The following is a 15,128-nucleotide window of genomic DNA, read 5'->3' as shown; positions in this document are numbered from 1 at the left end:
CTTCAATTGACGGACTCTACTCAAATCTGGAGGAAGTTCAGGGGCTCACGTCACTCAAGACAGAACTGTTTCAAATCGCCACTAAACCTGGCGTTGCGCTTCTCTTGTGCGTTAAGCGTCTTCGCAATCGAGTTAATTCGACCAAAGATATCAATAACGTCAGACTCATCGGCTGAAATCAAATAACCAACTGAAAGCTTGGTCATCAAAAATGAAGTCTTATCTTTGGGAGAGAAGCTACCGAAGAAAGCGCGCTTCTTAGTCACCGGATGCCGAACAGCTATATCCCCATTGTAAAACGCCAAAATTGACCTTACCCGCTGCTGCCCGTCCACCATTTCGCGGACACTTTTCTCTCTCTCCAAATCCAGTTTATGACGAACGTAAATCGTCGGTACTGGCTTCTGTGCCAGAAGCGTATTTATAAGGAATGATTGTTGAGCTGGCGTCCAGACAGAGCGCCTCTGGTACCAAGGCTCCAAGTCCAGCTCATCGCTTTTGATCCAATTCAAGAGGTCTTGGATTACGAGCGACTCATAGTCGACGCGTTCCATATCATCGTCCTCCCAAGCTCCAAGTTCACATGTACCATAGCAAAAAGGCCCGGTTCTTCCACCGGGCCCTTTATAATTCGTGCCTAAGCAAATCCTACCAGGCGCCGAGCGCGAGGGCGGGCTGGGCGCGGCGGGCTTCCGCCCTCTCCTTCTTCAGCCCTTCGGCGATGAGGAAGGCGAGTTCCAGCGACTGGCTGGCGTTGAGGCGCGGGTCGCAATGCGTGTGATAGCGGTCGCCGAGTTCCGTTTCGGTGATCGCCTGCGCGCCGCCGATGCATTCGGTGACGTTCTGGCCGGTCATCTCGAAATGGACGCCGCCGGCATGCGTGCCCTCGGCGCGATGCACGGCCATGAAGGCCTGCACTTCGGCGAGGATGCGGTCGACCGGGCGCGTCTTGTAGCCCGACGACGCCTTGATGGTGTTGCCGTGCATCGGATCGCAGGACCAGACGACCTTCTTGCCCTCGCGCTCGATGGCGCGAATGAGCTGCGGCAGGTGCTTCTCGACATTCTCGGCGCCGAAGCGGCAGATGAGCGTGAGGCGCCCCGGCTCGTTCTTCGGGTTCAGGATGTCGGTGAGGCGCACAAGCTCTTCCGGGTCGAGCGAGGGACCGCACTTCATGCCGATGGGGTTCTTGATACCGCGCATATACTCGACATGGCCGTGATCGGGCTGGCGCGTGCGGTCGCCGATCCAGAGCATGTGGGCGGAGGTGTCGTACCAGTCGCCCGTGGTGCTATCGATGCGCGTCATCGCCTGCTCGTAACCGAGCAGCAGAGCCTCGTGGCTCGTGTAGAAGTCGGTCGTGTGAAGCTGGGGCTGCGTCTCGCCGTCGATGCCGCAGGCGCGCATGAAGTCGAGCGCCTCGGTGATGCGGTTCGCAAGCTCCTCGTAGCGCGCACCCTCGGCGCTGTCGGCGACGAAGCCGAGATTCCAGCGGTGCACGAAATCGAGGTCGGCGTAACCGCCCTGCGCGAAGGCGCGGATGAGGTTCAGCGTCGATGCCGACTGCGAATAGGCGCGCAGCAGCCGCTCGGGATCGGGCACGCGCGATTTCTCGTCGAACTCGATGCCGTTGATGTTGTCGCCGAGATAGGAGGGCAGCGTGACGTCGCCGATGGTTTCGGTGGCGGACGAACGCGGCTTCGCGAACTGGCCGGCGATGCGGCCCACCTTCACGACCGGCGAGGCGGCGGCGAAGGTCAGCACAACGGCCATCTGCAGCAGCACGCGGAACGTGTCGCGGATGTTGTCGGCGGAGAATTCGGCGAAGCTCTCGGCGCAGTCGCCGCCCTGGAGCAGGAATGCACGGCCCTCGCAGACATCGGCAAGTTCGGCCTTCAGCTTGCGGGCCTCACCTGCAAAAACGAGCGGCGGATAGGAGCGCAGACGCGCCTCAACGGCGGCCAACGCCGCCTCATCCGGGTAAGCCGGGAGATGCTTTGCGGGCTTTGCGCGCCAGCTCTCCGGTTTCCAATTGTCCGCCATGATCTTCTCTCCGAAACGCAATCAAGCGCACGGAATCCGGGGCATCTTCCGGAACGCCCGCACACTTCTCATATGGAAGGCGGATATATAGTCCACAAGGGCTCTAAAGGGAAGCCTAAGCCCTTGAGCGCGCTGGACGATGCCTCGAACGAGGTTAATCGGCGGCCTTGATGACCGGGGCCTGCCACTTCTCCTTCATCGTGACGAGTTCTTCGGCCGCCGTCGGGTGGACGGCGATGGTGGCGTCGAACTGGGCCTTGGTGGCGCCGAGCGTCACCGCGATGCCGATCGCCTGGATGAGCTCGCCGGAGGCCGCGCCCATGACGTGAACGCCGAGCACCTTGTCCGACTTCGCATCCACGATGAGCTTCATGAAGGTGCGCTCGTGAGAACCCGAAAGCGTGTTCTTCAGGGCGCGGAAGGCGGTCTTGTAGATATCGACCTCTTCGAATTTCGCGCGCGCCTGCGCCTCGGTGAGGCCGACCGTTCCCATTTCCGGCTGCGAGAAGATCGCCGTCGGAATGATCGAATGATCGACCTTCACATCCTTGCCGCCATAGACCGTGTCGGCGAAGGCATGGCCCTCGCGGATGGCGACGGGGGTCAGGTTCGCACGATCGGTGACGTCGCCGACCGCATAGATGCTGCCGACGGAGGACTTCGAGTATTCGTCCACCACGACCTCGCCCACCGGCCCAAGCTTCACGCCCGCTTCCTCGAGCCCCAGACCTTTCGTGTTCGGGTTGCGGCCCGTCGCATACATGACGCAGTCCGTGCGAATGACATCGCCGTCGGTGAGCTTCAGGTGCAGCTCGCCTCCCTTCTTCTCGATGGAGACGATGTCGCTGTTCATGCGCAGGTCGATCCCCTTCTTCGTCATTTCCTCGGACAGAAGGTCGCGCAAATCGTCGTCGAAGCCGCGCATGAAGAGCGGCCCGCGATAAAGCTGCATGGTCTCGACGCCCAGACCGTTGAAGATGCCGGCAAACTCGACCGCGATATAACCGCCGCCCACGACAACGACGCGCTTCGGCAGCTCTTCCAGGTGGAAGGCTTCATTCGACGTGATCGCGTGTTCGATGCCCGGAATGCCGGGCAGGAAAGGCGTGGCGCCGACGGCGATCAAGATACGTTCCGCGGTGACGTCGCGGTCCTGGCCCACGAGGTGAACGGTATGCGCATCCTTCACGGTGGCGCGGCTTTCGACGATTTCGACACCCGCCTTTTCAAGGTTGCGAATGTAGATGCCGTTCAACCGGTCGATTTCCTTGTCCTTGTTGGCGACAAGCGTTTTCCAGTCGAACTTCGTTTCGCCAACCGTCCAGCCGAAGCCCGCCGCGTCCTCGAAATCGTCCGAGAAATGGCTCGCATAGACGAACAGCTTTTTCGGAACGCAGCCGCGAATGACGCAGGTGCCGCCGACGCGATATTCCTCGGCCACGGCGACCCGCGCGCCATAGGTCGCTGCGATACGCGCCGCGCGGACGCCGCCGGAACCCGCGCCGATGACGAAGAGGTCGTAGTCGTATTTGGTCATCGTTCGGACTCCCGGTCTTTTCGATTCCTGGCGTCATTGCCGCTTTGAGGCGGCAATCCAGAACCGCAGTTCGCGACTGCCGCTCTGGACCCCCGGGTCAAGCCCGGGGGTGACAACAATATTCAAGTTGTCACTTCGTCTCGATGATATCGGTACCCGAGGGCGTGCCTACAATGGCGAGCGCGGCGATGCCGATAAACAATCCGTTATCGACGACGCCGGGGATGCGGTTCAATGCCGCGGCGAGGCCGTCCGGGTCCGGAATTTTGCCGAATGCGCAGTCGTAGATGAAGTTCTCGCTGTCGGTAAAAAAGGGTTCGCCATATTCGTCGGCGCGGCGGGACATCTTGCCCGAGCAGCCAAAGGCGCTGGCGACTTCCGCGATCTTGCGTGCCGTGACCGTGGCGCCGAAGGGAATGACCTCGACGGGAAGCGGAAAGGCGCCGAGCGTCTCCACCAGTTTCGACGCATCGGCAATCACGATCATTTGATCGGACGCCGTGGCGACGATCTTCTCGCGGAGCAATGCGCCGCCGCCGCCCTTGATGAGGCGGAGCTGACGGTCGAGTTCGTCCGCGCCATCGACGGTGATGTCGAGATGCGGGGTGTCATCGAGATTGGAGAGCGGGATGCCGAGGCTCGCGGCAAGCTTTCCTGTGCGCTCCGAGGTCGGCACGCCGACGACCTCAAGCCCCTGCTTCACCCTTTCGCCCAGCGCGCGAACGAAATGTTCCGCTGTCGAGCCGGTGCCGAGGCCGAGCTTCATGCCGGGCTTCACATAGTCGAGCGCGCGAATGGCCGCCGCTTTCTTCTGGTCGTCCGCGTTCATCGCTCAGAGCCCCGCCATCGCTACATATTTCACTTCGAGAAATTCCTCGATGCCCCAGGGCCCGCCTTCGCGGCCGAGCCCCGATTCCTTGAAGCCGCCAAAGGGCGCGACTTCCGTCGAGATGATGCCGGCATTGACGCCGACGAGCCCGTATTCGAGCGCTTCCGCCATGCGCCAGACGCGGCCGATGTCGCGGCTGTAGAAATAGGAGGCGAGACCGAAGGGCGTGTCGTTTGCGAGCGCGATCGCTTCCTCTTCCGTTTCGAAGCGGAAAACGGGCGCGAGCGGCCCGAAGGTCTCCTCGCGCGCGGCCTTCATGTCCTGCTTCATGCCGACAATGACCGTCGGCTCGAAGAAGGTGCCGCCCTTCGCGTGGCGCTTGCCGCCGGTGAGGATTTTCGCGCCGCCCGCGACGGCGTCGGCGACATGTTCCTCGATCTTTTCGACCGCGGCCATTTCGATGAGCGGGCCCTGCGCGACGCCCTCCTCGAAGCCGGAACCGACTTTGAGCTGCGCGACCTTCTTCGCGAGCTTTTCCACGAATTCGTCGTGAACGGCGGACTGCACGAGGAAGCGATTGGTGCAGATGCAGGTCTGGCCGGTGTTGCGATATTTGGAGGCGACGGCGCCTTCGACCGCCGCATCGATGTCGGCGTCGTCGAAGACGATGAAGGGCGCATTGCCGCCGAGTTCCAGCGAAATCTTCTTCACCGTGGAGGCCGACTGCTGCATCAGCTCCTTGCCGATTTCGGTGGAGCCGGTGAATGTGACTTTCCGCACGAGCGGGTTCGACGTCATCTCGCCGCCGATGGCACTCGCCTTGCCGGTGACGATGCTGAGGACACCATCGGGAATACCGGCGCGCCGCGCCAGCTCCGCCAGCGCAAAAGCGGAGAGTGGCGTCATGGTGGCGGGCTTGACGACCATCGTGCAACCTGCCGCAAGCGCGGGCGCGGCCTTGCGCGTGATCATGGCGGCGGGGAAGTTCCACGGCGTGATGGCGGCGCAGACGCCGATGGGCTGCTTCAGCACGACGATGCGGCGGTCGCTCGTGGGCGCGGGAACGATTGAGCCGTATACGCGCTTTGCCTCCTCCGCATAGAACTCGATGAAGGCGGCGGCATAGGCGATTTCGCCCCTGGCTTCCGCCAGCGGCTTGCCCTGCTCGGCCGTCAGGATCGCGCCCAGATCGTCCTGATTTTCCATCATCAGATCGAACCAGCGGCGCAGGATGGCGGAGCGCTCCTTCGCCGGGCGCGCGGCCCATCCCTTTTGCGCCCGGGCGGCGGCCTCGATCGCCTGTCGCGTTTCGGCGGCGCCAAGCGAGGGGACCGTGGCGATCGTCTCACCGGAGGCCGGGTCCACGACATCGATCTGCGGCGCTTCCGCTCCCACCCATTTCCCATCCACGAAACAATGGGTCCTGAGCAGCGTGCTGTCCTTGAGGCGGGTCGAGAGGGTCATGAAATTTCCTTGAAAATCCGGATTGGGACGAGGTTCCTTGCTTATCGCTGCCTGCACACGTCATATAGAAGTTCAGGCGGAAGCGACCATATCCCTGTTAGCACCCCCTTGTTAGCATCCGCCAGCGGGGGACGGAAAGAGCCCGAAACAATACGGAAACGCATGACTGCCAGCGGTTACTTCTCAGAGACCTATACGGATGCGAGACGGCTGTTCCTCGAGGCGGCGGTGGCGGCGGGCGCGCGGGTCGCGAGTTATGAGAACGGCCATGCAAAGGGACCGGGGGATACGAGGCTTTTCACCGATACGGCATGGTTCGGCCCGGCAGATGCGGAGACCGTGCTGCTCAATACCTGCGGGACGCATGGCGCGGAGGGCTATGGCGGCTCGGCCGCGATGACGGCATGGATCCGTGAGCGCGGCCCCGCGACGCTGCCGCCCGGTGTCGCCCTGTTGATGGTTCACGCGGTGAACCCGTTCGGTTTCGCCTGGGGGCTCCGGGGCACGGAAAACAACGTCGACCTCAACCGCAATTTCCTCGACCACACGAAGCCGCATCCCGAGAACCCGCTTTACGAGGAACTGCACGACATATTGTGCCCCAACTCGCTCGCCGACGGCGCGGTGCAGCGGATGCTGGCGGCGGGCGCCCGCTTCGTCGAACGGCACGGGCAATGGGCGCTCGAGGACGCGATCAGCCGCGGGCAGTATACGCACCCCGACGGCTATCATTTCGGCGGCACGGCGCCCGAATGGTCGAACCTGACCATTCGAGAGATCGTCGGCCGCGAGCTTGCCCATGCGCACAAGGTCGGCTTCATCGACTGGCATTCGGGCCCGACGGGCGACGGCGAACTTATCTATCTGTGCTATTCGGAGCCCGGCAGCGCGGGCTTCGAGCGCGCCGCGCACTGGTGGGGCCGCAATGCACTCGACCCCAAGACGGTCGACGCGATGTGGGGCTCCAAACGGCCAACGCGGCGCGGGACGATGTTCTGGGGCATCGAGGACATGCTGGCACCGCATGCGGAGTTCGGCGGCGCGGCGGTGGAGTTTCGCTCGGCGAAGGCAAAGAATAATGCGGCGAAGGCGATGCGCGTGCCGATGCTGGAGCGGTGGCTGCGCTTCATCGGCGGCTTCGATGCGCCTGAGGCGCCCGGCTATTTCGAGGAAATCCGGGAGGACTATGCGCCGCGGCGACACTCCTGGCAGGAGAACGTGATCGCGAACGGACTTGCCTGCTACGAGCGCACGCTTGCCGGGCTTGGCGAGTGGGCACGCGAGGGCGGGCTGAAGGCGGCGGATTGAAACTCAGTCGAGCACGAAGTCGTAGCGAACTTCCATGATGTGCGGGTAACGCGGGAAGCCGACGGGACGGCGCGCGACGAGACGGCCACCCATGCGCTCGTAGAAGCCGCGCGCCTTCAGGTTCTTTTCGAGCACCCAGAGGAACGCCTCGCGGCGGCCAAGGCAGGCGATCTCGTCAAAGAGATGAGACAGAAGCGCCGCGCCGACGCCCTGCCCGTGATCTTCCTTGCGGACATAGAGCGTGGTGACTTCCGCGCCCTCCATGTGGCCGAAGCCGACCGGCGCGCCCGATTGTTCCACGATCCAGGCGATGCCGCGGCCGAGCGCATCGTGCCAACCCGCCTCCTCGCGCCGCGCATCGAGCATGTCGAGAAGAGGCTGTGGCAGAAGGCCGGGATAGGCTTCACGCCAGCAGACGACCTTCAGCCGGGCGAGCGTCTCCTCGTCCTGCCCGGGCATGGCCATTCGCGTCCGATAGCGCGTGAGCAGCTTCATGCGGAAAGTATGGACGAAAAGCGGCCCTCGTTCGAAGTGGAAAATGGGCCTTTCCGGATTTCTTGCGGCGGCGGGCCGGCGCACGGGTCTTGCCAGCCGGGAGCGGCCATGCGAGAGAGACCGGGTTCCATTTTCCTGCCGGTTGCGCCCCATGTCCCGCCCTGTCCTTCTCTTCGATCTCGACGGCACGCTCGCCGATACGGCGGCCGATCTCTGCGAGACGCTGAATGTGATCCTCGAGATGCATGGACGCGCGCGCGTGTCCAACGAGCGCGTGCGCCATCTCGTCGGCGGCGGCGCACGGTTGCTGCTGGAGCGGGGCTATAGCGAGACGGGCGAACCGGCGAGCGCGGAAATGCTCGATCTCAGCTTCGACGAATTCCTCGACTATTACGGACGGCACATTGCCGACCATACGAAGCTCTGGCCCGGCGTGCGCGACCAGCTCGACATGCTTGCGGAACGCGGGGCGCTGATGGCGGTCTGCACAAATAAGGTAGAGGGCCTGTCGCGGAAGTTGCTCGAGATGCTCGGCATCGACCATTATTTCCCGGTCGTGATCGGCGGCGACACGCTGCCGGTGAAGAAGCCCAACCCCGAACATCTGTTCGAAGCGATCCGCCTGCTCGGCGGCGAGCGCGACCATGCCGTGATGGTGGGCGACAGCGAGACGGATATCGACGCCGCGAAGAATGCGGGGCTGCCCTCGATCTGCGTCAGCTTCGGCTATACGCGCATACCGGTGCCCGAACTCGGCGCGGACGCCGTGATCGATCATTTCGACGCGTTTCCGGCGGCGCTTTCGCGGCTGCTACCGCACCACTTTTCCTAAGCGATCTTCAGAACCCGGTCGCCATCCACAAGCTCGATGCCGGCATATTCGCAGAGGCCCTCCCGGCGCTGGAAGACGCTGACGGCTATGAGCCAGACCTTGACGATGCGCGCGGGCGGCGCGCCCACGGCCTTCGCATAATCGGATCGAACTGGCTGTTCCTCCGACAACCACTTACCGAGATCCGCCGGGTTCGAGCGCAGCACCCAATGCGTCTCGACCTTGTCCCAGAAGGGAAGCGGGCAGCGGAAGATCGTGCCCTCGGCGAGCGAAGAGGACCACATGTAGGTGAGGTCCTGGCCATTGTCGAACTCGACCGCAATCGAGAGATAGTCGTGCGTGGGCTGAATGTCTTCCGGCAGGTCGCAGGGAAGCCTGTCGGCCTTCCAGCGCCAGCGAAGACGCGTATTCTCCGTAAGCGGAAAATCGACCGGATATTGCAGAATGCCGACATCGCCCGATGTGTGGCAGCAGATGCTGTGATCGCCGTTCGCATGAGCATCGCGGAAGATACGGCCCTCGCCCAGACGCCAGAGATAGCGCCAGCCCTCAGGTGCGGGCACGGGATTTCGCGCGTCGTCGAGGGCGCGGGCGACAAGGCCTTCATAGTCACCCGCGCGCGACATGGCCTCGAGGCCCGCGAGCGCACCCTCCTTCCAGACGATGACGCAGGCGCCGATCTCGCCCGCGACGCCACCGCGCGGATAGGCGGGATCGAAAGCGCCCTGCTCGTCCGCCCATTCGCCGGGGGGCTTCGCCACGATCTCAAGCGGGCCGCCAAACGCCACTTTCACGGTCGAGGCGTTGGCGGGCGTCTTGAAGATCGCGCCGCCGCCCGCGCGCAGCCACAGACCGATGCGCGCGCCGAAGCCGAGGTCGAGCGGTCTGGAGGCCCAGAAGCCGCCCGCCGCGAGAACCGTGACCTCGTCGCCCGGGGTCACGGCGATGCCGAGGGACTGCCAGTCTTCCTCCGGCCCGAGCGCGACAAGGCGCGCGTCGCGGACATGCGAGGCGACGGCCGGGTCGGCAAGGAGCGCCGACATTGCCTGCTCAAAGGCCATTCCCGCCTCCGGCCCGAGGGGACGCGGCCTGAAGAAGCGCGCCGCCCCCCGCAGCGCCAACCGCCCCAGTGTCATGACCTGTCCGAAGCCCGGTTTTTCCGCCATCGCCTGCCCTCCCTCGGTTTCGCGGTCTTTTTGCCGCCGCAGAGCATAACGCGGTGCGCTGGCATTTCGATGGCTTGACTTGGCGCGGGCGCAAAGCCTATAGACGGGCTCCCTCGACATATCCGTCGTATCGGCGCCTCGCGCCTCGGGTATGTGGTGCCGGCGCTGCGCGCCTTTGGGGACGGTTAGCTCAGTTGGTAGAGCACTGTGTTCACATCGCAGGGGTCACTGGTTCGAGTCCAGTACCGTCCACCATTCCACACACACTTCGCGAGCCAGGGTCCGGAGCCGGTCAGGCCGGGGCTGTGAGCGCGCCTATGCCTGTCCAGACGATATAGAGGCCGGTCGCGATGACGACGGTCGAGAAGACGACGGAGAGCGCCCGGCGAGAGCCGGAGAGGTGGCGCGCGAGCCGGAGGCCTGCGAACGAGCCGCCAAGGCCGCCCACGACCATGAGGGCAGCGGCGCCCCAGTCGACCAATCCCGAAAAGGCGTAGCTCGTGGCGGTGGTGAGGCCGAACACGGTCACCGAAACGAGGGATGAGCCGATGGCATTGAGAAGCGGCATGGCTGTCGCCGTGACGAGGCCCGGCACGATGAGGAAGCCGCCGCCAATGCCGAAGAAGCCCGAAAGGCCGCCGACCAGGAAGCCGGTGCTCGCGAGCGGCGGCAGGAGGCGGGGCGCCGAGGCACGGTCGAGCCGGACGTCCGGATTTCCGCCCTCCCCGCGCCTGAAGAACATGGCCACGCCGACAAGGATCATCACCAGCCCGAACAAGGCGAGAAGAACATCGCCGCCCACGGCCTTGCCGAAATGAGCGCCGACGGCCGCGCCCGCCACGCCCGAGCCCGCGAAGGCCAGCGCGCAGGGCCATTTCACCGTGTGGGCGCGGCTGTGCATGGCGAGGCTTACCGCCGCATTCGCCGCAACGGCGAGAGCGCCTGTGCCGATGGCGACATGGGGCGAGGCGACGCCAACCACATAGAGCAGGAGCGGAACCGCGAGAATCGACCCGCCGCCGCCGATGAGGCCCAAAGAGAGGCCGATCAGGGCGCCGGAAGCGAGCGCGAACAGCGCGTGGATCAGGGTGGGATCGAGCATGGGCTTGTCCTTTGCGCGGCGCGAGCGCAGGAGCCCCTTGCCGATATCGGATATCTACGTATTTAAGACGTAAATAAGAATGGAACAAGCTGTCGCAGTATCGTTAATTGGTCGTGAGGAGGTCCTCTCCTAGACTGGCCCCGGTCCGGGCGGGTTTGCGCCACCGGGGACCACGCAATGAAGCGGCGGGGCCATGAAGGAAAAGGAACTCAGGATCGCGCTCGTCTGCTACGGCGGCGTTTCGCTCGCCGTCTATATGCATGGCGTGACCAAGGAAATCCTGAAGCTCGTCCGCGCCTCCCGCGTCTATCACCACGATCTCGCGCGCTCGCACCGGGCCTCGGCGACCTATTGCGATCTCGACCATGACGACCGCGAGACCGACACCGAAGAAATCTATTTCGAACTGATCCAGGCGATCGGCCAGTCGCTCGAATTGCGCGTCTTCGTGGACACGATCGCGGGGGCTTCCGCCGGCGGGATCAACGGCGTGCTCCTTGCGCGCGCGCTCGCCCACGACCTGCCCATGGACGCGCATCGCAAGATGTGGCTCGAACAGGCGGACATCGTGGCGCTGATGGACGAGCATCATCTCGCCGGGCGCTGGGACAAGCTGTTCATGAAGCCGCTCTTCTGGGGCATCACCGAAAAATGGCTTGCGAAATACGCGCCGGATATCGAGATGCGGCAGAAGCTGCAGCTCTTCACACGCTCGCGCTGGTTCGAGCCGCCTTTCTCGGGTTCGATCATGAGCGGCATGCTGCTCGACGCCTGCCTCGCGATGGGCGAACCCTCGCCCGCCAATGCCTCGCTGCTGCCGACGGGACATCGGCTCGACCTCATCGTGTCGGTCACCGACTTCCACGGCTATCGCCAGCACATTCCGCTGCACGACCCTGTTTCGATCCGCGAACGCGAACACCGGCACACGCTGAAGTTCAGCTATTTCCAGCATCAGAGCGGAACGGCCGTCAGCGATTTCGATACCGCGCATGTGCCGGGCCTCGTTTTCGCGGCGCGGGCGACCTCGTGCTTTCCGGGCGCCTTCCCGCCCGCGCGCATCGGCGAGATCGATGCGCTGCTGAAGGAACAAAAACTCGATTGGCCGACGCGCGAGGAATTCCTGCGCAGTAACTTCAAGCCGCTGATTGCCGCGGGCTCCGACCCGGTGAAGGCCTCTTTCATTGACGGCAGCGTGCTCAACAACAAACCGTTCGGCGAAGCGATCAGGGCCATTCGCGGGCGGCCGGCCTATCGCGAAGTCGACCGCCGCGTCGTCTATATCGATCCCGACCCGAAAGGCGGCCGCGCGGAAGCGGGCGGCGCCGCGCCCGGATTCTTCCAGGCGATCCGGGGCGCGCTTTCCGACATTCCGCGCAACCAGCCGGTGCGCGACGAACTGGAGGCGCTGCACGAATTCTCCGAGCGGGTGCGGCGATACCGGCAGATCGTGGCTGCGACGCGGCCGCATGTGCGCACACGCATCACGCAGCTTTTCGAGGGGACCGCGAATTCCTCACTGCCGGATGCCGCGCAACTGTCGACGCTGAGAAACAATGCGAATGCGCAAGCCGCCGTCGAGGCGGGCTATGCCTATGACGCCTATGTCCAGCTCAAGGTGGCATCCGTTCTCGACCAGATCACGAATATCATTGCCGACCTGAGCGAGGCGGTGAACCACCCGAGCGACCGGCTCGCGCTTTCTCGCGCCGTCGAAAGCTGGGCGAAGGACACCGGTATCTTTCCGGTGCAGTGGATGACGCATGCAAATGGCGGCGCGGAACCGAGCAAGGAGGATGCCTGGGTGCGCTTCCTGCGCGAGTTCGACGTGAGTTTCCGCGTGCGGCGTCTGCGCTTCGTCATCCGCAGACTGAACGAACTCTACCAGGACATCGAAGCAGGCGACGAAGGCAGCCTGCATTCAGACGCGCTTGACGATTTCAAGACGAGCCTCTACCGGATTCTGGACCGTATACAGTCGGAAACGGCGGCTCGGCTCAGGACCGACGACATCCGCCGCATCTGCAAGATGATCTATGACGACGGCGTGGCGGAACCGCACGAAATCGACGCTTTCACAAGCCATGTAGCGCCGATCCTCGATCTCGTCGGCCTCGATCGCGATGCCGACCATCATTTCGTCCAGATGGCGGCAAGCACCCTGCCCCACGATATCCGTTCTGAACTGGTACAGGCCTATGTCGGCTTTCCCTTCTTCGACGTGCTGACGCTGCCGCTCAACAAATGGCAGGATCTCGACGACGTGGACACCGTGCAGGTGGACCGTATCAGCCCGGAGGACGCACGCTCGATCCGCGAGGGCGGCGCGCCCGCCACTTTGATGGGGCGCGATCTCGGTTACTTCGCCGCCTTCTTCAGCCGTCGCGCCAGGGAGAACGACTATCTGTGGGGCCGGCTTCACGCCGCCGACAGGCTGGTCGACATCGTGGCAAGCAGTGCGCCCGCCGCGGTGCAGAAATCGGGACTCGACATTGCGCAACTGAAGGCGCGGCTCTTCCGTTCCATTCTCAAGGCGGAGAGGCCGCATCTCGAGCATGTTCCGGAACTCTTCGCCGATCTCGAGCGGGAGCTCAAAATCCGCTTCGGCGAAGAAAAGGCGCCTGCCAGGGAGCAGGCGCCCGAGGACGATGAGAACGGCAATGCGGAACCTGCGCTTTCGCAGAACGCCTGAGCGAGATTACCCCTTGCCGATCGAAATGCGGCGGCTAGCCGGAGAGGCACCGGGCTTCTTCGGCATGGTGACTTTCAGGACGCCCTTGTCGAATTTCGCGTCTATCTTCGCGTCGTCGACATCGGCCGGCAGCGTGAAGATGCGCTGAAAACTGCCGTAGTGACGCTCGACGATGCGCGCCTCGCCCTTCTCATCCTTCTTTTCGTAACGCTTCTCGCCCTTCAGCGTCAGCACGCCGTCATGCACACTGAGTTCGACATCCTTTTCCTCCATGCCGGGAAGTTCCGCGGTGAGCGAGTAGTCCTTGTCGTTTTCATGGAGGTCGACTTGCGGCGTGATGTGGCCCGCACCGAAACGGCCGAGCGACGGCGCATCGAACAGGCCGAACCCCCGCCCGAAGGCGCGATCGATCAGACTGTTCATTTCCTCCCGGAACGCGGAAAAAGGATCCTGCGGAAACAAGGATGGGCTTTTGCGGTTTTCGTTTTTCGAGACTTCATTGACCATTTCATTCTCCTTCCGGATCAAGAAAGTACTCCCCTCGACACAAGCGGCCCGAGCCGCCCCCGTTTAAAGTCTATGCCGTCAATCGCGACCGGCAAGAGGCCCACATTGCCGCAGGTCTCCCTCATGGCCTGACGGCAGCGGCGGCGCGGTTTGCGCGATCCAGGCCGCGATGTCCTTCCAGACCTGCTCCCTTTCGAGATCGCGCAGCAGCATGTGATAGCCGTCCGGATAGCAGGCGGATGTGACGTTTGCTTGCGTGGCTGCGAGCCTTTCGACCGTGCCGGCGATCGCGGCGGCGGGGACGATCTCATCCTTCGCGCCATAAAGAAGAAGCACAGGCTTGCGGATTTCAGGCGCCGCGTCATAGGCGCTATCCATCAGTCCGACGAGGCCGTAGAGCGTGTCGATGCGGGTTTCCTTGATAGTCAGCGGATCGCGAGCAAGCGCCCGCAGCATTTCGATATTGTCCGAAGGCCAGATCTCGAGGCCGCGTCCCGTCAACGTCGCCGACGGCGCGAGATGGGCGGCGGTCCAGAGGACCGAGCCGTAAAATCCGTTCAGCTCCTGCCAGCCCCAGACGGCGGGTGCGGAAAGAATGAGACCGTCGACGTCGGGCGGCGCGTCGAGCGCCATGGCGCGCATGGCAACGGCGCCCCCCATGCTCTCTCCAATCAGATAGAGCGGAACATCGGGATACTCGGCACGAAGAAGCGCGGCGACGGCCGCCACGTCCTCGGCCATGCGCCGATCGCCCGCCCAGAGTCCACGACCGGGCGCGTGGCCGAAGCCGCGCTGGTCGATTGCGACAAGCGTGATGCCCTGCCGGGCGAACCAGGGGCCGGGGCCCGGTTCGGCGAAGGAATTGGAATAATCGTTGAAGCCATGCAGCGCGAGAAGGACGGCGCGCGGATGCTCCGCCTCGAAAACAAGCATGGGGAGGCGGGCACCATCTGCCATGACCGCGCGGGCGGCGGAGGCATGCTCGATGCGCGGTTCGAAGACCGGATCACCGACCGTCATCATCTGCGGCGCGCAGGCCGAGAGGGAAGCGAGAAGAAGAAGGAGCGGGAAGATGCGCGACATGCGACGAGGCTAACGCATCGGCGCATGCCAGGCGAGAGCGAGGGAGGCGGCGCGGAGCCACCTCCCCTGC

At 63.8% G+C, this 15,128-nt stretch carries 13 protein-coding genes and 1 tRNA gene; 4 read left to right on the top strand and 10 right to left on the bottom strand.

Annotation, left to right across the window (positions count from 1 at the left end; all coding sequences use genetic code 11):
* Positions 1 to 50 precede the first annotated feature (50 nt).
* The 5 genes from ACKUUH_RS13255 to ACKUUH_RS13235 form a co-directional block, all read right to left on the bottom strand.
* Positions 51 to 554, bottom strand: coding sequence for a DUF262 domain-containing protein (locus ACKUUH_RS13255; RefSeq protein WP_407950393.1), 504 nt, complete (start codon positions 552 to 554; stop codon positions 51 to 53).
* Positions 555 to 648: 94 nt separating this feature from the next.
* Complete coding sequence (locus ACKUUH_RS13250; RefSeq protein WP_407950392.1) at positions 649 to 2,043, bottom strand: class II 3-deoxy-7-phosphoheptulonate synthase; 1,395 nt, start codon at positions 2,041 to 2,043, stop codon at positions 649 to 651.
* A gap of 154 nt (positions 2,044 to 2,197) precedes the next feature.
* The gene (gene gor / locus ACKUUH_RS13245; protein ID WP_407950391.1) at positions 2,198 to 3,580 is read right to left on the bottom strand and encodes a glutathione-disulfide reductase; all 1,383 of its coding nucleotides are present in this window, start codon (positions 3,578 to 3,580) and stop codon (positions 2,198 to 2,200) included.
* Between the two features lie 130 nt (positions 3,581 to 3,710).
* Positions 3,711 to 4,409, bottom strand: coding sequence for a ribose-5-phosphate isomerase RpiA (gene rpiA / locus ACKUUH_RS13240; RefSeq protein WP_407950390.1), 699 nt, complete (start codon positions 4,407 to 4,409; stop codon positions 3,711 to 3,713).
* A gap of 3 nt (positions 4,410 to 4,412) precedes the next feature.
* On the bottom strand, positions 4,413 to 5,873 hold the full coding sequence (locus ACKUUH_RS13235) for an NAD-dependent succinate-semialdehyde dehydrogenase (RefSeq protein WP_407950389.1): 1,461 nt from the start codon (positions 5,871 to 5,873) through the stop codon (positions 4,413 to 4,415).
* Between the two features lie 162 nt (positions 5,874 to 6,035).
* Here ACKUUH_RS13235 and ACKUUH_RS13230 point away from each other — a divergent pair, with 162 nt between their 5' ends.
* On the top strand, positions 6,036 to 7,181 hold the full coding sequence (locus tag ACKUUH_RS13230) for a M14 family metallopeptidase (RefSeq protein WP_407950388.1): 1,146 nt from the start codon (positions 6,036 to 6,038) through the stop codon (positions 7,179 to 7,181).
* Between the two features lie 3 nt (positions 7,182 to 7,184).
* Here ACKUUH_RS13230 and ACKUUH_RS13225 read toward each other — a convergent pair whose 3' ends face one another.
* Positions 7,185 to 7,646, bottom strand: a complete 462-nt coding sequence (locus ACKUUH_RS13225; protein WP_407950387.1) for an N-acetyltransferase family protein — start codon at positions 7,644 to 7,646, stop codon at positions 7,185 to 7,187.
* A gap of 181 nt (positions 7,647 to 7,827) precedes the next feature.
* Here ACKUUH_RS13225 and ACKUUH_RS13220 point away from each other — a divergent pair, with 181 nt between their 5' ends.
* On the top strand, positions 7,828 to 8,508 hold the full coding sequence (locus tag ACKUUH_RS13220) for an HAD family hydrolase (protein WP_407950386.1): 681 nt from the start codon (positions 7,828 to 7,830) through the stop codon (positions 8,506 to 8,508).
* On the opposite strand, the gene ACKUUH_RS13215 is transcribed toward ACKUUH_RS13220, so the two are convergent.
* Positions 8,505 to 9,674, bottom strand: coding sequence for a DUF3047 domain-containing protein (locus ACKUUH_RS13215; protein ID WP_407950385.1), 1,170 nt, complete (start codon positions 9,672 to 9,674; stop codon positions 8,505 to 8,507). The two genes, ACKUUH_RS13220 and ACKUUH_RS13215, sit on opposite strands and share 4 nt — an antisense overlap.
* A 179-nt stretch (positions 9,675 to 9,853) precedes the next feature.
* Between ACKUUH_RS13215 and ACKUUH_RS13210 the strand changes: the two genes are divergently transcribed.
* Positions 9,854 to 9,929: transfer RNA gene (locus ACKUUH_RS13210), tRNA-Val, on the top strand.
* A gap of 37 nt (positions 9,930 to 9,966) precedes the next feature.
* Here ACKUUH_RS13210 and ACKUUH_RS13205 read toward each other — a convergent pair.
* Positions 9,967 to 10,776, bottom strand: coding sequence for a sulfite exporter TauE/SafE family protein (locus tag ACKUUH_RS13205; RefSeq protein ID WP_407950384.1), 810 nt, complete (start codon positions 10,774 to 10,776; stop codon positions 9,967 to 9,969).
* Between the two features lie 193 nt (positions 10,777 to 10,969).
* Here ACKUUH_RS13205 and ACKUUH_RS13200 point away from each other — a divergent pair, with 193 nt between their 5' ends.
* Complete coding sequence (locus ACKUUH_RS13200; protein ID WP_407950383.1) at positions 10,970 to 13,468, top strand: patatin-like protein; 2,499 nt, start codon at positions 10,970 to 10,972, stop codon at positions 13,466 to 13,468.
* Positions 13,469 to 13,474: 6 nt separating this feature from the next.
* Here the strand turns inward: ACKUUH_RS13200 and ACKUUH_RS13195 are convergent, their stop codons facing one another.
* Positions 13,475 to 13,891, bottom strand: a complete 417-nt coding sequence (locus ACKUUH_RS13195) for an Hsp20/alpha crystallin family protein (protein WP_407950382.1) — start codon at positions 13,889 to 13,891, stop codon at positions 13,475 to 13,477.
* Positions 13,892 to 14,053: 162 nt separating this feature from the next.
* Entirely contained in the window at positions 14,054 to 15,058 is a 1,005-nt protein-coding gene (locus ACKUUH_RS13190; RefSeq protein ID WP_407950381.1) for a lysophospholipase, read from the bottom strand.
* Positions 15,059 to 15,128: the final 70 nt, after the last annotated feature.

It is taken from the genome of Parvibaculum sp. (assembly GCF_045863935.1).
Lineage (GTDB): Bacteria > Pseudomonadota > Alphaproteobacteria > Parvibaculales > Parvibaculaceae > Parvibaculum.
The sequence above is the reverse complement of the archived record's forward strand: the minus strand, read 5'-3'. Positions and strand labels throughout refer to the sequence as shown.

What these genes read in the sequence shown, in the direction of transcription:
- ACKUUH_RS13255 (WP_407950393.1), bottom strand. Translation starts at nt 554, where the DNA reads ATGGAACGCGTCGACTATGAGTCGCTCGTAATCCAAGACCTCTTGAAT.
- ACKUUH_RS13250 (WP_407950392.1), bottom strand. Translation starts at nt 2,043, where the DNA reads ATGGCGGACAATTGGAAACCGGAGAGCTGGCGCGCAAAGCCCGCAAAG.
- gor (WP_407950391.1), bottom strand. Translation starts at nt 3,580, where the DNA reads ATGACCAAATACGACTACGACCTCTTCGTCATCGGCGCGGGTTCCGGC.
- rpiA (WP_407950390.1), bottom strand. Translation starts at nt 4,409, where the DNA reads ATGAACGCGGACGACCAGAAGAAAGCGGCGGCCATTCGCGCGCTCGAC.
- ACKUUH_RS13235 (WP_407950389.1), bottom strand. Translation starts at nt 5,873, where the DNA reads ATGACCCTCTCGACCCGCCTCAAGGACAGCACGCTGCTCAGGACCCAT.
- ACKUUH_RS13230 (WP_407950388.1), top strand. Translation starts at nt 6,036, where the DNA reads ATGACTGCCAGCGGTTACTTCTCAGAGACCTATACGGATGCGAGACGG.
- ACKUUH_RS13225 (WP_407950387.1), bottom strand. Translation starts at nt 7,646, where the DNA reads ATGGCCATGCCCGGGCAGGACGAGGAGACGCTCGCCCGGCTGAAGGTC.
- ACKUUH_RS13220 (WP_407950386.1), top strand. Translation starts at nt 7,828, where the DNA reads ATGTCCCGCCCTGTCCTTCTCTTCGATCTCGACGGCACGCTCGCCGAT.
- ACKUUH_RS13215 (WP_407950385.1), bottom strand. Translation starts at nt 9,674, where the DNA reads ATGGCGGAAAAACCGGGCTTCGGACAGGTCATGACACTGGGGCGGTTG.
- ACKUUH_RS13205 (WP_407950384.1), bottom strand. Translation starts at nt 10,776, where the DNA reads ATGCTCGATCCCACCCTGATCCACGCGCTGTTCGCGCTCGCTTCCGGC.
- ACKUUH_RS13200 (WP_407950383.1), top strand. Translation starts at nt 10,970, where the DNA reads ATGAAGGAAAAGGAACTCAGGATCGCGCTCGTCTGCTACGGCGGCGTT.
- ACKUUH_RS13195 (WP_407950382.1), bottom strand. Translation starts at nt 13,891, where the DNA reads ATGAACAGTCTGATCGATCGCGCCTTCGGGCGGGGGTTCGGCCTGTTC.
- ACKUUH_RS13190 (WP_407950381.1), bottom strand. Translation starts at nt 15,058, where the DNA reads ATGTCGCGCATCTTCCCGCTCCTTCTTCTTCTCGCTTCCCTCTCGGCC.